This window comes from Flagellimonas pelagia (assembly GCF_003584135.1).
GTDB lineage: Bacteria > Bacteroidota > Bacteroidia > Flavobacteriales > Flavobacteriaceae > Flagellimonas > Flagellimonas pelagia.
In genome coordinates, this window is record NZ_QXFI01000033.1 from 415,959 (window position 1) to 434,319 (window position 18,361).

Sequence of the window (18,361 nt, forward strand, 5' to 3'; positions counted from 1 at the left end):
TGACGCAAATTTGAGATAGTCCGCTTCTTAAAAATATGATATTTATCAGTAAATTGTGGACACATATCCCTTAATTTTGTTCAATCAGGTAAACTAAACAGTATGGAAAGCAGATGTGAAAATTGTATCATTAGACAATTTAACTCCCTTCGTGCCATGAGCAAGGAAGAGTTAAAACACGTGTCTGACTCCAAGATCACAAAGACCATTAAAAAAGGTGAACCCCTCTTTGAAGAAGGCGATAAGCTCAACGGGGTCTATTGCGTGAGAAATGGTATTTCCAAGCTTTCCAAACTTAGTTCCAACGGTAAGGACCAAATCGTGAAATTGGCCACCAAGGGCGAAGTGCTGGGCCAACGTTCGGTGATTGCCGAAGAGAGTACCAACCTATCCGCCATTGCCGTTCAGGACATGGAGGTATGCTTTATTCCAAAAGAAAGCATTACCAATACCTTGCAAAAAAACCCCAATTTCACCTTAGAGGTATTGCGTCATATGGCCCACGATCTTAAAGAAGCCGATGACGTGATCGTGAACATTTCCCAAAAAACGGTAAAACAACGCATTGCCGAAGCCTTTCTTTACCTAAAGAACAATTTTGGCGAGGACGAGGATGGCTTTTTGGCCCTTACCCTCTCCAGAGAAGATATTTCCAATGTTGTGGGCACCGCCACAGAATCTGCCATCCGTATCATTTCCGAGTTCAAGAAGAAAGGGCTCATCCATACTTCCGGTAAGAAAATCGGTATTAAAGATGAGCGCAAGTTGATGGAAATGGTAGAGGGTTTTTAAGCCCACATTCCCAAACCTGACAATTGTCATAGAATCCCCCTATCCATAGGTTTAATTTTATCGCATCATATTCTTAGTCAGATGCAAAAGATTTTAATACCTACGGATTTTTCGGAAAATGCATGGAATGCCATCGACTACGCCATGCAATTGTTCCGCAACAAACGTTGTACTTTTTATCTGCTCAATACCTACACCCCGGTGATTCCAAGTAGCCGTTTTATGGCGAAAATGGTGGATGGCGTTCGTATTGTTGATGCGGTGAGGGAGACTTCTGAACGAGGATTACAGAAAACTGTGGCTCGGATAAAAAGCAAGTATGGCAATCCCAACCATACTTTTGAGACCATTTCATCATTCAACCTATTGATGGAAGAGGTAAAGGATATTGTGGAAACGTTGGGTATCCATTTAGTGGTTACCGGAACCAAGGGAGCTTCAGGTGTGGATGAGGTTTTTATGGGGAGCAATACGGTGCGAATCATAAAGAGCACCAAAAAATGTCCCATCCTGGCCATACCGTACAATTTTGAATATGTGACTCCATCGGAGATTGCATTCGCCACCGATTTTAATAGGTTCTATACCACTTCGGAGCTTTCCCCCTTATTGGAAATGGCCAAAATGTTCAAGGCCACCATACGGATCGTGCATGTACAATATGGCATTAAGGCCCTTTCGGAATTGCAGCAGTTCAACCTGAACATGTTGCGAAGGTATCTGGGCGACGTGGAACACTATATACATACCGTTTCGGAACTCAACTCGGTATCCCATACCCTTGAAATGTTTTCAAAGGAACTTGACATCCATTTGCTGGCCCTGTTAAACTATCAGCACAGCTACATGGAAAAAATGACCCGGGAACCCATCATCAAAAGAACAGCGTTCCACACGCAAATTCCCTTGTTGGTGATCCCGGAATTGGGCATGGAAGGCATTAGTGTCGAGGAAGAGCAAGAAGAGGAACAAAAGATGGAATCGCATCATTAATTAACTCTCCCTTCCTATCTTTAAGCCCGGATCCGAAATTCCCAGATCCGGGCTTAATTTTCATATATGACCAAGCAAGACCTCATCGAATGCCACAATCGGATAAAGCCGTTCATCCACAATACCCCTGTCCTTACCTCCCGTTTGATCAATGGTGTTTCCGGAGCTGAACTGTTCTTTAAGTGTGAAAACTTCCAACGAATGGGAGCCTTTAAAATGCGGGGGGCGGCCAATGCCATTATGCAGTTGAGCGAGGAACAAAAGCGACAAGGTGTGGTGACCCATTCCTCGGGGAATTTTGCACAGGCCCTTTCCCTTGCCGCGCAAGGTCTGGGGGTGAAGGCCTATATCGTAATGCCCAATACCGCTCCCCAAGTGAAAAAGGACGCGGTAAGGGGGTATGGAGGACTCGTAATTGAATGTGAACCTACCTTGGAGGCCCGTGAACGTGAATCCAAACAAATCGAGGAAAAATACGGGGCAACCTTCATCCATCCATCCAACGATGACCAAGTTATTTTGGGACAAGGAACGGCTTGCATGGAATTGTTGGAGGCATATCCCAACCTAGATTACGTGGTGACCCCTGTAGGCGGAGGTGGCCTGATTGCCGGAACGGCCCTTGCTGCACACTATTTTGGAAAAGAATGCAGTACGATTGGTGGGGAGCCTTTGGAAACGGACGATGCCTATAGATCCCTGTTGAGCGGTAAAATAGAGTCCAATGAAACCACAAATACGATCGCGGATGGGTTAAAAACCCAATTGGGAGATAGAAACTTTCCTATTATCCAACAGCATGTAGAGGAAATTATACGGGTGAAAGAAGCTGAAATCGTTACCGCCATGCGGATTCTTTGGGAGCGGTTAAAGATTGTATGTGAACCTTCCAGTGCTGTTGCCTTTGCCGCTATATTAAATCAAAAGGAAAAGTTCAAAGGAAAAAAAACAGGTATCATCATTTCGGGTGGAAACGTGGATCTGGCCCATTTGCCCTTTTAAAAAAAGATTATTATTTCTGGAAGTGCATAATGAAAGTGGTACCCACATCTTTCTCACTTTTCACCTCTATCTTTCCGTTCATGGCTTCCACTTGGGTCTTGACCAAATAAAGCCCTAACCCCTTACCCTCTGTGGCACCGCTCAATCTTCCATACATATCAAAGATTTTTCGCTCCCTTTCCGGTGTCAATTCTATTCCAATCCCGTTGTCCGACACCGTTAATATCACTTCGGATTCAGTTTCTTCCGTGGAAAGTTCTATGGAAGGTTTTTCCTCTTCCTTGGAATAATGCAAGGCATTGAGAATTAGATTGTACAGGATATTGTTAAAATAGCTCCTGATCCCCATAATCCCTTCGGCCCTGGAAAAATCCGTCAGGACCACGGCCTCTTTCTTATCAATCTCATCGGCCAAAAGGCCATCCACATCCTTCATGACCTCTTTTAACTTGATTTTCTTGAAGTTTTCCTTGTCCACCCTTTTTAACGACAACGATAGGTTTAGGTCTTTTATGGTCTGGTCCAACGCTTCTGTAGTGTTCTCTATTTTTTTCATGATATCATCATTCATGTCATGGGTTCCCCAATCATAAATTTTAGATAGCATTAAAAGATTTGAGATAGGCGCTCTTAAGTTGTGTGATATGATCCGGACAAAATTCTGAAGTTCGTTGTTCTGTTGCACTATTTGATGATTGTACATAACATCCTTCGTAATATCCTGTGTAGTCCCGGACATCCGGTATGGGATACCGTTCATATCGTAAAACGCCCTACCTATCTGGTGCACATAACGTATCTCCCCATCGTTTACCACTATTCTGTGCACAATGTCATGCAGCACTTTTTCATTGATACATCGTTCTACATCCTCATTGAATACTTGCTGGTCCTCTGGGTGAATAATGTTCATCAATGCCTCAAAAGTGGCCTCAAACTTTCCTGGAACTTGGCCAAAAATATGAAACAACTGATCAGACCATGTAATTTCATCCTTGATCATGTCCCAGTTCCAATGACCAAAATTGGCAATCTCTTGGGCCTCCTGGTACCGCTCTTCACTTTCTTCAAGTTGGTGAATGTTATCGAGCTCTTGGGTTATGTCTTTCTGCCAAATACAGCATCCAATAACATTGCCTGTATCATCCATAAATGGTTGAAAAGAAAACTCGTGTACAAAGGTACTGTGATTATGTAGGAAAGTATGTTCCGAAGTAGTTGCATACCTGTTGAGTGCTTTTTCGCAACCCTGTTTGCATGGACTGAAGAATACTCCTTGCTCGTAGATTCTCCGAAGGTCCATCCCCTTTATGGTGTCACCTAAATGCTCATCCCTTATTCTTTTTTCAAATGAGGAATTAAAGGCCGTAAGTCTGTAATCACTATCCATTGCCCAAACAACGTCGCCTCTATCCCCAACAATTTCTATCTTGTTATGAATAAGTATCTGTTTCTCTTTCACTGCTTAGGCTGGTGTAAAGTAACCCATTAAAGATTGTATCATTAAAAATAGAATCTTTACTTTTTATAAGAACTTTGTAGATAATCTTCCAAATGTGATATCTGTAATGGCTTAGTAATAAACTCCTTAACGTATTTTTCGTATTTTTTGGCTTCTTCTTTATCCGCATCGGATTCTGAGGAAGTTACGAGCAAAACTTCATTACTTTCTGAAAAATCCTCCAACATCATAAATTCCAAGAATTCAAAACCGCTCATCTCAGGCATATTGATATCCAACAAGATCAGGGTTTTGGTGTTGGGGTTCTCCCTAAAACGAAGATCATCCAGGGCAAGTTCCGGATTGGTAAAACTTTTTACCCTTTCCTCCAATCCCATTCTTCTGAAATGGATTGCATTAATCGTGTTTACCAAGTCTTCGTCATCAACCAAATAAATTTCCTTATACATAATGTCTGGCAATAATAAATTAAGTTAGTTTTTTTAGTTTGCGTACCTTAAATATTGATAGCATACAGAATATAAAACTCCAAATCCCATCTTTTATTATATTATTGAATTGGCAAAAAAATCCTCTAATTATGCCGATTATTACACTGTTTTAAGAATTTTCGTTACACAGAAAATGATATGGATTTCTACAAATTCTTTCAATACCGATATTCGGGCACGCTATACTTAAAGATATTGTTTTATTTTAACATTTAACAAAAAATTACAACAAATGTAATTTTTGCACATAAAAAAAGCTCCCGAAAAAGGAGCTTCTATCTTTGGTGCGGATGACAGGAATCGAACCTGCACACCTTGCGGCACTAGATCCTAAGTCTAGCGTGTCTACCAGTTCCACCACATCCGCAGAAAGGAGTGCAAATATAAATCAATTTTCCGATTTGCAAATCTGATACCTTTAAAAACTTGTTTTTTGTACTTTTAGGGTCGTTTTTAACACATTTATGGAAGACATCAACAACTACATCCACTCCAACAAGGACAGATTCATCAACGAACTTATTGAACTGCTAAAACTTCCCTCCATCAGTGCGGATACCGCTTATTCCCACGATGTACTGGAAACTGCGAAGGCCGTTGAAAAATCCTTGATCGACGCGGGTTGCGACAATGCCGAGATTTGTGAGACCAAGGGCTATCCCGTGGTTTATGCCGATAAGATCATCGACCCCAATTTACCCACTGTACTGGTCTATGGCCATTACGATGTGCAGCCACCGGATCCCATGAACCTTTGGGACTCCCCTCCTTTTGAACCCGTCATCAAAAAAACAGAAAAGCACCCTGATGGTGCCATTTTTGCCCGTGGCGCCTGTGACGATAAAGGTCAGTTTTTCATGCACGTGAAGGCGGTGGAATTCATGATCAAGAACAATCAGTTGCCCTGCAATGTCAAGTTTATGATCGAGGGCGAGGAAGAGGTCGGCAGCGATAGTTTGGCCGGTTTTCTGGATGCAAACAAGGAAAAACTCAAGAACGATATCATTTTGATTTCCGACACCGGGATGATTTCCAACCAAAACCCTTCCATCACCACCGGTTTGCGTGGCCTTAGCTACGTGGAAGTGGAAGTGACCGGGGCCAACCGTGACCTGCACTCCGGAATTTATGGTGGGGCAGCACCCAACCCCATCAACGTATTGGCAAAAATGATTGCTGCCCTTCACGATGAGAACAACCATATTACCATTCCTGGGTTTTATGACAAGGTAGAAATCATTTCCGATGAAGAACGTGCTGAAATGGCCAAGGCTCCCTTCGACCTAGAGGAGTACAAAAAGGCTTTGGACATCGGCGATGTACATGGGGAAAAAGGGTATACCACCACGGAACGTTTCGGTATACGGCCCACGTTGGATGTAAACGGTATTTGGGGCGGCTACACCGGTGAAGGCGCCAAAACTGTTATTGCCAGTAAGGCCTATGCCAAAATTTCCATGCGATTGGTGCCCAACCAGGATTGGCATGAAATCACGGACCTGTTCACCAAGCACTTTATCTCCCTTGCGCCCAAAAGTGTAAAAGTAAAAGTGACCCCGCACCATGGTGGTCAGGCTTATGTGACCCCTATTGATAGTGATGGGTACCAAGCGGCAGCCAAAGCCATAGAAAAAACATTTGGTAAAAGTCCCGTACCCCAACGAACTGGGGGCAGTATTCCGATTGTGGCCCTATTTGAAAAGGTATTGGAAAGCAAGACCATTCTATTGGGGTTTGGGTTGGACAGTGATGCCATCCATTCGCCCAACGAGCATTTTGGGGTGTGGAATTTCTTGAAAGGAATCGAGACCATCCCCTATTTCTACCAATATTATGCGGAGATGAAAGCTTAAAGCTTCTTCACGTATTTGGTTAGGATGACAATCTGTTGACCGTCCACCTTGCCTTCAATATATTCGGCATTTTCGCGATCCAGGGAAATCCGTCTCACGGCGGTTCCCTGTTTTGCGACCATGCTGGAACCTTTAACTTTCAAGTCTTTGATGAGCACCACATTGTCTCCGTTTTCCAATACTACCCCATTGGAATCGCGATGCACCACCATGTCCGCGGCATCCTGACCTTCGCCGGTTGCCTTGGCCCAGGCCAAAACCTCGTCATCCAAGTACATCATATCCAACAGATCTTGCGGCCAACCTTCGGATTTTAATCGATTCAACATACGCCAAGCCACCACCTTAACAGCGTCGTGCTCACTCCACATGCTATCGTTCAAACATCGCCAATGATTGGAATCCATGCTTTCGGGATCTTCAATCTGACCTAAACAGGTGGCACAGGCCAACACACTGCCATCCAATCCTCCGGTAGACACTGGTGGCACTTCATATACCTTCAAATCTTCCGTTGCGCCACAAAGTTCACATTGGTTACCGCTCCTGTTCTGTAAATCTTCCAATAATCCCATGATGTTGTATTTGACGGCAAACTTAACATTTTTGGAAAGTAAAACATCCTATTATCAATTTTAACAAACTCTACATTTGTAGAATTAAAATTTTTATTCTATATTTGTAGAGCACAATTAAAAATACCACAGATGCAGTTGTCAAAAGCAGAAGAAGAATTGATGAACATTGTTTGGATGTTGAAGAAGGCCTACATGAAAGACCTTTTGGACGCTTATCCGGAACCCAAACCGGCCACCACTACGGTAGCGACCCTTTTAAAACGGATGGCGGACAAAGGCTTTGTTGCCTACAACACTATAGGAAGAAGTAGGGAATACTATCCACTGGTGAAAAAGCAGGATTACTTTTCCAAACACGTGAACGGGCTCATCAAAAACTTTTTTAACGACAGTGCCAGCCAATTTGCTTCCTTCTTCGCCAAAGAAACGAACTTGAGCAAAGCCGAATTAGAAGAATTGAGAAAATTGATAGACAACGAAATCAAAAAGAAATAACCATGTTGGTCTTCCTATTAAAATCCACCGCATGCCTTGTCATTTTCCTAGCCTTTTATAAACTGGTTTTGGAAAAGGAAAGCATACACCAATTCAAACGATTCTTTCTGTTGGGAGCATTGATTACCTCCTTCTTAATCCCAGCTGTAGTCTTCACAGAATATGTGGAAATGGCACAACAAACTACCCAAACCACCTCTCCCATCACTGGGCAAATTTCGGACACAGTAACTGGTCAAGTAGTTACAGAAGAGCCCTATTTTGATTGGGAAATTGGATTGTGGATGGTTTATGTTTTGGGTGTTATCGGATTTGGAGTTCGATTTTTAAGGAACCTAGCTCAAATTACTCTACGTATACGCAAAAATCCCAAATTCAAGGAAAACTTCATTACCAGGGTACTCTTAAGACAATCCCTTCCACCCCATACCTTCTTCAACTATATCTTTTTGAACCAAAAACAATTTGAGGAGAAACATATTCCACAGGAGGTAATCTTACATGAAGAAACTCATGCCAAGCAACGGCATAGCCTGGATATCTTACTCATTGAATTGGCCCAGGTCATTCTATGGTTCAACCCCATCATCTACTTGTTTAAATCGTCCATTAAGCTGAACCACGAATTTTTGGCGGACAGGGCGGTAATCAAAGGGAGTAATGACCACCATTCCCAATATCAAAATACTATCCTATCGTACTTATCACACGGTAGTTTTGAACAATATCAGTCGACCGGCATTGCCAATGCCATTAATTATTCATCAATCAAAAAAAGGTTTACAGTCATGAAAACAAACACATCAAGAAAATCATTTGTATTGAGGAGCCTGCTCGTGCTTCCACTTACGGCCCTGTTATTATTGGGGTTTAGTGAAACTGAGAAAGTCCCCGTGGTAAAAAACGTGGGTTCGGAAACGTCCATTTATCCAAAGTCCAGCAATCTAAATGCAGTCGAAAGTCTGTCCCCGAGATCAATAGAACTGGCTGGTTTAGTGGTAGATTCAGAAACCCTTTTGCCCTTGGAAAATGCAACCATATTGGGGAACGATGGGCAAATTCTCTCCAAAACCGACAACCGAGGTTATTATACGGTTGAGCTTGAAGTTTCAAACCCAGGAGAGATTTATTTTGATTTCTCCGTGGTCAAAGAAGGTTACAATTCAATTGCACAAAAGGAACACTGGGGGGATCTACAGGGCAACATTAGTTCCGCCATGTATTTTGCCATGCGACAAAAGAAGTCAAGTGCAAAAGAACTTTCTTCCTTGGTAACCAATCCTAAAAATCTTGATTACGAAACAATTCTAACGAGCTATAACCAAGTTAAAGAGGATTTCGAGTTTCATAAAAAGATGGACGAGGCCAAAAAGGGCAATCAAAATATTTTTATGCAGGTGGAGGGCCAATACTATTTGGTGAGCGATAGTTGGATCAAACTAAATTCCAAGGATGATTTGGTCATGGTCGATGGCAAAACCCTCCTACCAGCCTTCAAATTGAATAAAACCATCAAAAGAAATCAAATAACTGGCATGACACCTTTGGAAAAAGGACAAGGAGCAGGCTTTGCCATATACACGGTGTCTGCCCAAAAAGCCATCGATTTCATTGAAATCTACATCAATAATAACGGCAAATTATTATTTCAAGGGAAGATCGTTCCTTTGGAGGATTTAAAGCAAACGCTTTCCAAAGTCAACGAACATCTTTCCTTTGATCAACGCAAAAAAATAGTTCGTTCGGTTATACACGTAGAAGCCAAAACACCAAAAGATGTCATCCAGCAGGTGGATAAAATCCTTGCGGAATATGGTGCTGCCACCATCAATATTGTAGGTCCTGAAACTTCTCCGCAATCCAGTGCTTCTCGTGAGGAGATGAAAGAATACAATGCCTTGGCCAAAAAATACAATGAAATGGATCGTAACCATATGTACATTCAAAAGCAAGAGGTGATGCGGTTAAAGGAAATCTACGGTAAAATGTCCAAAAAACAACAGGAAGATGCGGAACCCTTCCCTAATTTTCCGCCACCGCCTCCAGCACCAGATGCACCTGAACCTCCTAAAAATGTTTCGGATACAGAGTATGCTTCAAATCAAATTCAAAAAATAATTGATACAAATGATCCCTATGATGTTGTTGGCGGCAATATTGCACAACCAGCATCACCAATAGCCCCAACAAATGTTAATGACATAAATATTTATAATCCGTCTTCTCCCCCTGCTCCACCAGAGCCCAAATCCCCTATGGAGCATATCAAGGAAATGGCAGCCAAGGGGGCCACCTTCATGCATAATGGAAAAGAAATAACCGCCAAGGAAGCTATCAAGGTGTTGGAAAACAATAAGAGCATCAATATTGATACCAGAGGATCAGATAGTGGCAAACCTATCGTGAAACTCTCCACGGAGCCCATCGTAATAGAAAACTAGCCTTCCAAGAAGCCTTATTATGTTAAAAGCCCCTTAATTGGGGCTTTTTATGTAACAATATTTCCAAAATCACGTTCTAATACCCTATCAATCAAAGAGAACACGATCATGCTACAACGTTTTTTTATTTTTTGTTCAGGAGCCGATACTGAAATTCTAAAAACCTGCTCCAACGGGGAACAGAACAAATATGCCGGTATTGGCGCCACGGTATTCTTCACTGCCGTTATGGCTTTTATTGCCAGTGGTTATGCCCTTTACACAGTATTTGACAATATCTACACGTCCATCTTTTTTGGGTTGATATGGGGTCTGTTGATCTTTAATCTGGACCGATATATTGTGTCCACCATCAAAAAGAGGGACAATTTTAAAAGTGAACTGCTACAGGCCGCACCGAGGATCATTTTGGCGATTATCATTGCCGTGGTCATTTCCAAACCGTTGGAAATGAAAATCTTTGAAAAGGAAATCAACCAAGTGCTCTTGGAAGAAAAGAACTCCATGACCTTGAACAACAAGGAGCAATTGGCCCTGCAATACACACCTAAAATCCAAAGTCTTAATCAGGACATTGCCAACCTGAAGGGAGAAATCGCCACCAAAGAAGCCGAAACCAACGCCTTATACGACACTTATATTTCCGAGGCCGAAGGTACTGCCGGAACAGGTCTTTTGGGCAAGGGACCCGTTTACAAGGAAAAACGTGATAAACACGATGCTGCCTTGGCGGAACTCAACACCTTAAAGGAAACCAACACAGCCAAAATAGCAGGAATTGAAGCTCAAATTGTTGCCCTGGAAACGGATTATAACTCGGCGGTGACCAACTCCCAGCCCATCATCGATGGTTTTGATGGACTTATGGCGCGCATCAATGCCTTGGGTAAATTACCTTGGTTCCCTTCCTTCTTTATCTTTTTGCTGTTCTTGGCCATCGAAACGGCCCCCATCATTGCCAAACTGTTGGCACCAAAAGGGGAATACGACTTCAAGTTTGAAGAGCAGGAAAGTGTGGTGGCCACTTGGGTGACCCAAAAAGTGGAACAACGCAAACTGTTGTTGGCCACCGATGGGGAAATCAATGAAAAGATCTACACCGACATCAAGAACGAGGAAGAACTGTACCGTTACAAAAAACAAAAAGCAGAGGAATTGTTGCGGCTGCAGGCCGACTCCTTCCACAATGTGCAGGTAAAGGGCTTATAGCCAAATTTGTGCCCAAAGCCCAATGATCTCACTACGTTATCAATTTAAAAAGGATGTTCATCCATTGGCGATGGAATTTTAACCGGAAAAACCCTAACGTCACTTATCGGTCGATATAATTCATTGAAACGAATCATATCTTTAACGTTATGGGCAATTAAAATACAACTAGACTAATGAAAAGATATATTTCAATAATAGTAATAATTATAACTCTTTGTGTTTCCTGCAAAAACAAAACCAACTCAAATGACATAGTCAACTCTTTGAAAAACAGACTTGAATCCTATATGGTCGAGTGTAATGAAAATGGGCTTTCTGCAAGCGTTTTAGTCGCCAAAGACGGAGAAATACTTTACTCTGGTGGCGTTGGACTAAGAAACAAAAACGAAAATCTTCCTGTAACTGAAGAAACCATTTTCACAATAGGTTCATTGACAAAGCAGTTTACAGCAACTGCTATTCTAAAACTACAAGAAGAAGATAAATTATCGGTACACGATTCCATTTACAAATTTTTTGAAAATGTGCCGAAGGACAAACAAAACATTACTATTCATCAATTACTTACCCATACTTCAGGAATAGTGGGAAATCTTGGTTACGGAGTGGATTTCGTTCCCATCTCAAAAGAGAAGTTTTTAAGCGAAGTTTATAATTCACCATTAGATTTTGAACCGGGAAAACAATTTAGTTATTCCAACGTGGGTTACAGTATTTTAGCTATGATAATTGAAAAAGTTACGCAAACAGATTATGAGACCTATTTGCAGGAAAATCTTTTTCAAAAAGCAGGTATGAAACATACGGGTTATCTTTTCCCAAAATGGGATACAACGCAAATTGCCCACGGTTATAAATGCGGGGAAGATTGGGGAACCCACCTTATGAAATGGCAAGCAGATTCAAATCAAATATCATGGCATTTAAAAGGCAATGGAGGAATACTTTCCAATCCTTCCGATTTGTATAAATGGTATAAAGCATTAAAAGAAAATAAAATAATTTCTAAAAAATCATTTGAGCAACTCACTTTTCCCCACGTAAAGGAAAATGAATCGGGAGATTCACACTATGCATACGGATGGACCATAATGAATAATGACAGGAATACAAAAATTATAGCACACAACGGCTCAAATGGTGTTTTTTATGCCGATTTCATACAACTACCTATAGAAAATACTGTAATCATTTATATGACCAACGAATTAAGATACGACACTCAAATTGTTGCGTGGGAAATAGAGCAATTACTTTTTAAGGAAAACTATACTCCCATTGTACCTAAAATGAAAAGCATAAAACATGGCAGTACCGATATTACAAGTAAACAACTTGAAATCATACATCAGTTTGTAGAACTAATTTTGACCGATGATGAGAACATTGATGATTTCATCAACAAACATGTCGCTAGTAAAGAAAGAGAACGAAGATTCAAAATGTGGATGAAGGACATGCAGAAAGAGTTTTTGGAATATCGATTGAAACATATTTTAGAATATGGGGATATGAGCTACGATATTGTTTTGGAATCGAAAGATGGAAAAATTGTTGATTTAACCCCATGTTTTGACCTGCAATTCAATGAAAGTAATCAAATTGTGGCTTTCGGATGGTAAATCAAAAACAGCTCATAGCAATGTATAAAAATCATAGCAACACAAGTAATAAATTGATGGATTGTAAACCGCTTCAACTTTTTTGTAACTGACAGGAAAGTGCCACGCAGTCGGCTACTATTCTTATACTCACCGATAAGTGTAATTCTTTTTTTGGCTTCATTAAATCATCAGTACATCCCCTGTGGCAGAAATTCAAAAAGGATCATTTGGGGCACTAATCCACAATTCCCATTTTTTTCAGGAGGAAAGAGGCATTCATGTTCTGGCAAATGCCTTCCTTAAAACGGTAGTCAAAATAGAGTTCCCCGTTTACGATCTGGGCATCAAAATAATGGTTTTCCACTTGTGGGAGTTCATTGGCCAAGGTACATAGGCTCAAATCGTGGGTAGCGACCAATCCCGTGGCTCCGGAGCGCACCAGCTTTTCCACAAATTTTTTGGAGCCTTCAGCCTTGTCCACACTATTGGTCCCTTTCAAGATCTCATCGAGGACCACAAAACAATTGCCTTTTTCCAGTTCGTCCACAATGTATTTCAACCGCTTCAACTCTGCATAGAAATACGAGGTTTCATCCGCAAGGGAATCCGAGGAACGCATACTGGTGAGCAATCGAATTGGTTGGTATTGCACCTCTTTTCCTTTGACAGGCAACCCCATGTTGGCCATGACGATCTGTAGGGCCACCGCACGCAAAAAAGTACTTTTCCCGGCCATATTGGCACCGGTCACGATACTGAATCGGCCTTCATCCAAGGAAAAGTCGTTGAGCACGTTCTTTTTTGGGTCCACCAAAGGATGACCCACCGCTTTGGCCTGCAAGGTCATCGGTCCATCGGTGATTTGTGGATACGTGTGATCAAGATGATTGAATGCATAATTGCCCAAGGAGTTGTAGGCATCAAAATAGGCAATGGCCTCGAACCAACCTTCCACTTGTTTGCCATATGTACCGATCCAGTTTTCTACTTGGTAAGCAAAATACAGGCTCCACAAGGCAAGACCCTGACCGAACATCATAATCAACAAGTTGTTCTGCTGGTCCAACATGGCCATATGTCTGGTGAATTTCTTCAATATCTTAGAGGTCTTTTCCCCATCCAAGATCAATTTTTGTTGTAGATTCCGAAGCAGCTCCGAAGCAAATTCCTTTTGCTCCAGTTCCGAAATCAATTTTTGATATTGCTCTATGGTATCTTGGGCTTTGGACACATCGGAAGAGAAGCGCAAAATGTTTTTGCCGTACCGTCCCACGATTCCGACCCCAACCACATACCAATACAACACCACCACCTCGGGAATCCATCCAGAAAGAGCAGCAATGACCAGACCGATAGAACCCAAAGCAAATGCCGGGGCCACATATTTGATCCATTTAGGCACAAAGGCCACATGTTCCTTCAACCACTTGGAAACCACATGGTGGGGTACTTCGGGATGCGTACCTCCTGCCAATGCAGAGAACCGTTGGCGCCATTCGGGCAACTGGGCCAATTCTTGAATGGCCTCTTGCTTTTTGGTAATATCCTTTGGATATCCATCCAATAAAAGACCTGCAAAAACTTGGCTCCCCTGTTTCAATGCTGTTCTGTTGGCATATTGATAAAAGGAACCTCGACCAAAAAGATCCAAATCTTGGGCATACGGATGTTCGGGCACCAAAAATTCCTTTCCATCTGGCAAATGATGAAATCGGCGGGCGGCCACTTCCAGTTCCGTGTTGTTGATGGCAATCAATCGCTCTACATACCCTTTTTGCCATTTTAGGTCACTGTACCTAGAAACGAGATATAAAAACCCCGCCAATCCCAAAGGGAAAATCCAATACACCAAGCTGGTCGTCCAGAGAAAATACATCGCCAAACCCGTTATCACAAAAACGAGCAGTCGCAATGAAGCCAATAGGGCCAATTGCTTTTTTAACCGTTTGAGTTCTTCGTTATGCTTGTCCCGTTGCTGGGTATAAAAAATCGTAATCCCGTCCATTCAGATTTACTGTAGGTCTTTCAATTCTTGTTGTAGTTTTTTGGTGAGGCTGGCAACCACCAGTTCATAGGAATGGTCTACCAATTCCCTGATCAGTTGGGGAGGCAATTGTTCCACATACAAGGTGTTCCAATGTACCTTGCTCATATGGTAGCCCGGGGTAATGATCCCATCATAAGTTTCACGCAATTCTTCGGACCGTTCGGGATCACACTTGAGGTTACATTGGGAGGGTACACGCTCCAAGGGCACCAAAGCGAACATTTTCCCCATGACCTTGAAGACCAAAGTCTCTGCATCAAAAGGGAATTCTTCCGTTACGCCTTTTTTGACGATGCAATACTCCCTCAGTTCCTCCACGTTCATGGTCAGATGCCTTCAGAATCGTACACGATCACCTTCTCCCACAAATCCTGACACTCCTCGATAAAGATCAAATGGGGAGGTTCTGTTTGATAGGCCGCTTGATCTTCCGCAGACTCAAAAGTCAAGATCAAGGAATACGTAAAGGAATCGTCCACCACGTCACGAGTGGCCTTGGGTGCGGTGCCAATAAATTTGGTCTTGGCATATTGGGAGTTCTCCAAGAACTTCTTCAACGAGGCCTCGAACTTAACCCTATCTGCATGGTTGTTGGGTTCTTTGAACCAAAAATAGACGACGTGGGTAAAGGTGGGATCAAAATTACTGTTCATTTCGTTTTTGAATTGTACACAACTGGAGGCAAATACACCCACCAATAGTAAGATTACGATTTTGATTTTCATGGTTGTTTATTCTTCTATAAATTGTTTTTCCCTGTTCGATATTTCCAAAGAGGAGTAGTCCAGCTTCCACCCGATGGTCTCCACTATCTTCTCCACCACAAAAACGGCCTGCAAGGCTTCTTTCCTTGCTGTTTCCATCAAACCGCTTTCCGGTATTTTTTGTTTGATGTGGTCCTTGGCCTCTTGATTCAATTTGGTAAGGTCCGTGGGTGAAAAACTATTGAAAATACCGTTCTTGATATCGTAAAATTGAAGATCTGGCTCAATCGACAGGACTTCCGGTTGCGGAAAATGGCTTAAAATAATCTTGCGCTTGTCGTTGTCCGCCTTCAATTCCAATTTATTCAAATCATACCCGATATGTGCCTTTGCCTTGATCACGATCAACGCTTTCTTTTTGCTTTTGAACAGGCTCATAAAACTGTCCTTGGTGTTTTCGTAGTGATAGATTTCGGCAAAATCCCCTTCCACGGAAACCAACTTGCACACACTGCGGATCTTGTTCAAAATAACGGTGGACTGCTGTTCGGTGATTTCCTTGCTCTTCTTCTTTCCAAAAAAGGAATAGACCCAATACATCAATATTGCACCCAAAATCAGTCCCAAAATGCTGTCGATCACTTCGCCCATATCAATTGCCTATTTCACCCAAATGGGTAAACTTGAATCCTTTGTCATATTTCAGTCCGTAGCCCATGGCCCTGTCCAATGCGGAATGCGAAAACAGGATGATTCCAACGAGCTGGCATAAAGGTATTGAAAAGTAGACACCCGCCAAGTAGACCAAAATGGCCAACCCTTTGTGATGAAACAGATTGTAGGTGAGCGCGCCTATCTTGTTGTTGAAAAGATAGCCGACCATCCCAATATCCGGGGCCAAGATCAGGACCAGAAACCACCACCAGGCGTAGTCCAATTGGTTGAACAGATAAATACCCAACACGAACATGAGCACTTCCTCCAATTTTAGAACGGTCTTCATTTTTCTTCGATTTTATAGAGTACGGGGCGACTGGGACTGGCATCATTTTCAAAAGGTGCCACTTGAAGGTTCAAAAAGTAGGTGCCGTCCTTTACCTTGTTCGGCACATAGATCAGTTCCGTGATGGTGGCCTTTTCACGAGGCTTTCCTTTGATGTTCCAAAAGGCATTATGGCACAAAAGTGCGCCACCGTCCCGTTCCTTGTCGACAGAAGGCAGGTCGATCAACAAATGCTCAACTCCTTTTTTTACCAAATAACGGGCCGCTTCTTCCAATAGGTAAGGCGGATTGGTATCGGAATAGTTTCGGGAGCGTTTCTCCTTGGTGTTGGGTATGGTGCGGATGACCACGGCTTCCCTTTTTTTGTTGCCCAAAGCGTATTGCAACTGCTTTTCGGAAATGATAAAATCGTCCCCCATTTGTTCGGGGGCCACGGTGATCACTTCGGCCAAAAAGAAGAACTTTTTCAGTTTTTGGTTGATGGAATGAAACCCTTCGGTGATATGTCCCAAGCATTCCGTGTGGGTTACATGCGAATGCGGATTGAAAAAAATATCATTGAAATTGGTAGATGCGCCTTCCGTGACCTTGCCTACAAATCCCTCCTCGGCATGGGGCTCAATTTTGGGTGGGCCCAAATACCAGGCATTGATGTTGGCCTCCCCTCCCGAAATGGCGATGGAAATGTCCAACGGTTTGGAAAGGTCGATCTTGTAATTTTTGGAAAGGTGTTTTAGGGTTGCAATCATGTAATTGGACTTGTTGCAGTAATTAACTCAATTCCCTTGAGAAATGCAATACTAGCCAAGCAGAACTTTGATTTAAATCCAGTATCTTCACTTTTAGATTGGTGTAATTCATTAAAAATGAATCATATCCAATAACGTTGTGCTTCATTATAACTGACCATTGACCAATGATAAAATTCTTTAGAAAAATTAGACAAAATCTACTTTCAGAAGGCAAAACCGGAAGATACCTGAAATATGCCATTGGTGAAATCATCCTAGTTATGATTGGTATTCTATTGGCACTTCAAGTCAGCAACTGGAATCAAAACCGTATTGAGCAAAAAGAAGAAAAGGAGGTAATTACTAAACTTCACAAAGACTTCAAAGAAAATAAAAAGATTTTGAAAGATTTTTTAGTTGAAGTTAATAAACAAATGAATGCGCAAGAAACTTTAATGCATTTAATTGGAGCCTCAAAGGAAGAACTTTATAAACATAATTTAGACAGTATATTTTATGTTTCTTTCGGATATAGCGAAATAGCTTTTGCCGATAATACAATTGAAAATATTATACAAAGTGGTAAGTTAAACCTTTTAAAAAATCAAAAAATAACGGACTTACTGTATAAATGGAACACATTATCTGAAATTAGAAAAACCCGATTGACAAAACTGGATAATTGGTCGAATAACGAGCTTATACCCTATCTATTACCTAAAATATCTTTTAAACAAATGGATATGACGAGTAATTATCCTTGGGCAGGAATTTCTAAAGTAAAACCAGATTACTACCCTTTGTTTCAAGAAATCACATTCGAAAATTATTTAGATAATAATCTTTGGTACTTTCAACAAGTTAAGGAACGTTGTCAAGAAACAGATATAATCATCGATAAAATAATTGAAGCCACTAAACCAAGCGTACAATGACAAATAACGAAAGCACAA

At 41.8% G+C, this 18,361-nt stretch carries 18 protein-coding genes and 1 tRNA gene; 9 read left to right on the forward strand and 10 right to left on the reverse strand.

Annotation, left to right across the window (positions count from 1 at the left end):
• The first annotated feature begins 102 nt into the window (after positions 1-102).
• The 3 genes from D2V05_RS15955 (at position 103) to D2V05_RS15965 (ending at position 2,787) form a co-directional block, all read left to right on the forward strand.
• The gene (locus tag D2V05_RS15955; RefSeq protein WP_119648557.1) at positions 103-792 is read left to right on the forward strand and encodes a Crp/Fnr family transcriptional regulator; all 690 of its coding nucleotides are present in this window, start codon (positions 103-105) and stop codon (positions 790-792) included.
• An 81-nt stretch (positions 793-873) separates the two neighbouring features.
• Positions 874-1,785 (forward strand): universal stress protein, encoded by a 912-nt coding sequence (locus D2V05_RS15960; RefSeq protein WP_119648558.1) that lies wholly within the window; start codon positions 874-876, stop codon positions 1,783-1,785.
• A gap of 66 nt (positions 1,786-1,851) precedes the next feature.
• A complete protein-coding gene (locus tag D2V05_RS15965) occupies positions 1,852-2,787 on the forward strand; it encodes a threonine ammonia-lyase (RefSeq protein ID WP_119648559.1) in 936 nt (311 codons plus the stop codon).
• Positions 2,788-2,797: 10 nt separating this feature from the next.
• On the opposite strand, the gene D2V05_RS15970 is transcribed toward D2V05_RS15965, so the two are convergent.
• The 3 genes from D2V05_RS15970 to D2V05_RS15980 form a co-directional block, all read right to left on the reverse strand.
• A complete protein-coding gene (locus D2V05_RS15970) occupies positions 2,798-4,249 on the reverse strand; it encodes a sensor histidine kinase (RefSeq protein WP_147378299.1) in 1,452 nt (483 codons plus the stop codon).
• Between the two features lie 56 nt (positions 4,250-4,305).
• Positions 4,306-4,698 carry a response regulator gene (locus D2V05_RS15975; RefSeq protein ID WP_119648561.1) on the reverse strand — a complete coding sequence of 131 codons (393 nt, stop codon included), beginning with the start codon at positions 4,696-4,698 and terminating at the stop codon, positions 4,306-4,308.
• Positions 4,699-5,022: 324 nt separating this feature from the next.
• Positions 5,023-5,107 (reverse strand) — tRNA-Leu (locus D2V05_RS15980).
• 97 nt (positions 5,108-5,204) lie between these two features.
• Here D2V05_RS15980 and D2V05_RS15985 point away from each other — a divergent pair.
• Positions 5,205-6,593, forward strand: a complete 1,389-nt coding sequence (locus D2V05_RS15985; RefSeq protein ID WP_119648562.1) for a dipeptidase — start codon at positions 5,205-5,207, stop codon at positions 6,591-6,593.
• Here D2V05_RS15985 and D2V05_RS15990 read toward each other — a convergent pair.
• Positions 6,590-7,168: a PhnA domain-containing protein gene (locus D2V05_RS15990; RefSeq protein WP_119648563.1), complete on the reverse strand. Its 579-nt coding sequence runs from the start codon at positions 7,166-7,168 to the stop codon at positions 6,590-6,592. The genes D2V05_RS15985 and D2V05_RS15990 overlap by 4 nt on opposite strands.
• 132 nt (positions 7,169-7,300) lie before the next feature.
• On the opposite strand from D2V05_RS15990, the gene D2V05_RS15995 reads away from it, so the two are divergent.
• The 4 genes from D2V05_RS15995 to D2V05_RS16010 all read left to right on the forward strand — a co-directional run bounded on the left by D2V05_RS15995 (position 7,301) and on the right by D2V05_RS16010 (position 12,941).
• Positions 7,301-7,666: a BlaI/MecI/CopY family transcriptional regulator gene (locus D2V05_RS15995; RefSeq protein WP_119638483.1), complete on the forward strand. Its 366-nt coding sequence runs from the start codon at positions 7,301-7,303 to the stop codon at positions 7,664-7,666.
• 2 nt (positions 7,667-7,668) lie between these two features.
• Positions 7,669-10,107, forward strand: a complete 2,439-nt coding sequence (locus D2V05_RS16000) for a M56 family metallopeptidase (protein WP_119648564.1) — start codon at positions 7,669-7,671, stop codon at positions 10,105-10,107.
• A 108-nt stretch (positions 10,108-10,215) separates the two neighbouring features.
• On the forward strand, positions 10,216-11,316 hold the full coding sequence (locus tag D2V05_RS16005; RefSeq protein ID WP_119648565.1) for a DUF4407 domain-containing protein: 1,101 nt from the start codon (positions 10,216-10,218) through the stop codon (positions 11,314-11,316).
• A gap of 176 nt (positions 11,317-11,492) precedes the next feature.
• The gene (locus D2V05_RS16010) at positions 11,493-12,941 is read left to right on the forward strand and encodes a serine hydrolase domain-containing protein (protein WP_119648566.1); all 1,449 of its coding nucleotides are present in this window, start codon (positions 11,493-11,495) and stop codon (positions 12,939-12,941) included.
• 217 nt (positions 12,942-13,158) lie between these two features.
• On the opposite strand, the gene D2V05_RS16015 is transcribed toward D2V05_RS16010, so the two are convergent.
• The 6 genes from D2V05_RS16015 to D2V05_RS16040 are packed head-to-tail and all read right to left on the reverse strand — an operon-like array spanning position 13,159 to position 17,426.
• Positions 13,159-14,928, reverse strand: coding sequence for a MutS-related protein (locus D2V05_RS16015; RefSeq protein ID WP_119648567.1), 1,770 nt, complete (start codon positions 14,926-14,928; stop codon positions 13,159-13,161).
• A 6-nt stretch (positions 14,929-14,934) separates the two neighbouring features.
• On the reverse strand, positions 14,935-15,294 hold the full coding sequence (locus D2V05_RS16020) for an MmcQ/YjbR family DNA-binding protein (RefSeq protein ID WP_119648568.1): 360 nt from the start codon (positions 15,292-15,294) through the stop codon (positions 14,935-14,937).
• Positions 15,295-15,296: 2 nt separating this feature from the next.
• Positions 15,297-15,695 carry a Dabb family protein gene (locus D2V05_RS16025; RefSeq protein ID WP_119648569.1) on the reverse strand — a complete coding sequence of 133 codons (399 nt, stop codon included), beginning with the start codon at positions 15,693-15,695 and terminating at the stop codon, positions 15,297-15,299.
• A gap of 6 nt (positions 15,696-15,701) precedes the next feature.
• Positions 15,702-16,325, reverse strand: a complete 624-nt coding sequence (locus tag D2V05_RS16030) for a DUF4230 domain-containing protein (protein ID WP_119648570.1) — start codon at positions 16,323-16,325, stop codon at positions 15,702-15,704.
• A gap of 1 nt (position 16,326) precedes the next feature.
• Positions 16,327-16,677, reverse strand: coding sequence for a DUF4260 domain-containing protein (locus D2V05_RS16035; RefSeq protein ID WP_119648571.1), 351 nt, complete (start codon positions 16,675-16,677; stop codon positions 16,327-16,329).
• The gene (locus tag D2V05_RS16040) at positions 16,674-17,426 is read right to left on the reverse strand and encodes a cyclase family protein (protein WP_119648572.1); all 753 of its coding nucleotides are present in this window, start codon (positions 17,424-17,426) and stop codon (positions 16,674-16,676) included. The genes D2V05_RS16035 and D2V05_RS16040 overlap by 4 nt, the downstream gene beginning before the upstream one ends.
• 167 nt (positions 17,427-17,593) lie before the next feature.
• Between D2V05_RS16040 and D2V05_RS16045 the strand changes: the two genes are divergently transcribed.
• A complete protein-coding gene (locus D2V05_RS16045) occupies positions 17,594-18,343 on the forward strand; it encodes a hypothetical protein (protein WP_119648573.1) in 750 nt (249 codons plus the stop codon).
• Positions 18,344-18,361: the final 18 nt, after the last annotated feature.

Bases quoted from the DNA above. Each gene is read 5' to 3' on its own strand.
- D2V05_RS15955 (WP_119648557.1), top strand. From the start codon at position 103: ATGGAAAGCAGATGTGAAAATTGTATCATTAGACAATTTAACTCCCTT.
- D2V05_RS15960 (WP_119648558.1), top strand. From the start codon at position 874: ATGCAAAAGATTTTAATACCTACGGATTTTTCGGAAAATGCATGGAAT.
- D2V05_RS15965 (WP_119648559.1), top strand. From the start codon at position 1,852: ATGACCAAGCAAGACCTCATCGAATGCCACAATCGGATAAAGCCGTTC.
- D2V05_RS15975 (WP_119648561.1), bottom strand. From the start codon at position 4,698: ATGTATAAGGAAATTTATTTGGTTGATGACGAAGACTTGGTAAACACG.
- D2V05_RS15985 (WP_119648562.1), top strand. From the start codon at position 5,205: ATGGAAGACATCAACAACTACATCCACTCCAACAAGGACAGATTCATC.
- D2V05_RS15990 (WP_119648563.1), bottom strand. From the start codon at position 7,168: ATGGGATTATTGGAAGATTTACAGAACAGGAGCGGTAACCAATGTGAA.
- D2V05_RS15995 (WP_119638483.1), top strand. From the start codon at position 7,301: ATGCAGTTGTCAAAAGCAGAAGAAGAATTGATGAACATTGTTTGGATG.
- D2V05_RS16000 (WP_119648564.1), top strand. From the start codon at position 7,669: ATGTTGGTCTTCCTATTAAAATCCACCGCATGCCTTGTCATTTTCCTA.
- D2V05_RS16005 (WP_119648565.1), top strand. From the start codon at position 10,216: ATGCTACAACGTTTTTTTATTTTTTGTTCAGGAGCCGATACTGAAATT.
- D2V05_RS16010 (WP_119648566.1), top strand. From the start codon at position 11,493: ATGAAAAGATATATTTCAATAATAGTAATAATTATAACTCTTTGTGTT.
- D2V05_RS16015 (WP_119648567.1), bottom strand. From the start codon at position 14,928: ATGGACGGGATTACGATTTTTTATACCCAGCAACGGGACAAGCATAAC.
- D2V05_RS16020 (WP_119648568.1), bottom strand. From the start codon at position 15,294: ATGAACGTGGAGGAACTGAGGGAGTATTGCATCGTCAAAAAAGGCGTA.
- D2V05_RS16025 (WP_119648569.1), bottom strand. From the start codon at position 15,695: ATGAAAATCAAAATCGTAATCTTACTATTGGTGGGTGTATTTGCCTCC.
- D2V05_RS16030 (WP_119648570.1), bottom strand. From the start codon at position 16,325: ATGGGCGAAGTGATCGACAGCATTTTGGGACTGATTTTGGGTGCAATA.
- D2V05_RS16035 (WP_119648571.1), bottom strand. From the start codon at position 16,677: ATGAAGACCGTTCTAAAATTGGAGGAAGTGCTCATGTTCGTGTTGGGT.
- D2V05_RS16040 (WP_119648572.1), bottom strand. From the start codon at position 17,426: ATGATTGCAACCCTAAAACACCTTTCCAAAAATTACAAGATCGACCTT.
- D2V05_RS16045 (WP_119648573.1), top strand. From the start codon at position 17,594: ATGATAAAATTCTTTAGAAAAATTAGACAAAATCTACTTTCAGAAGGC.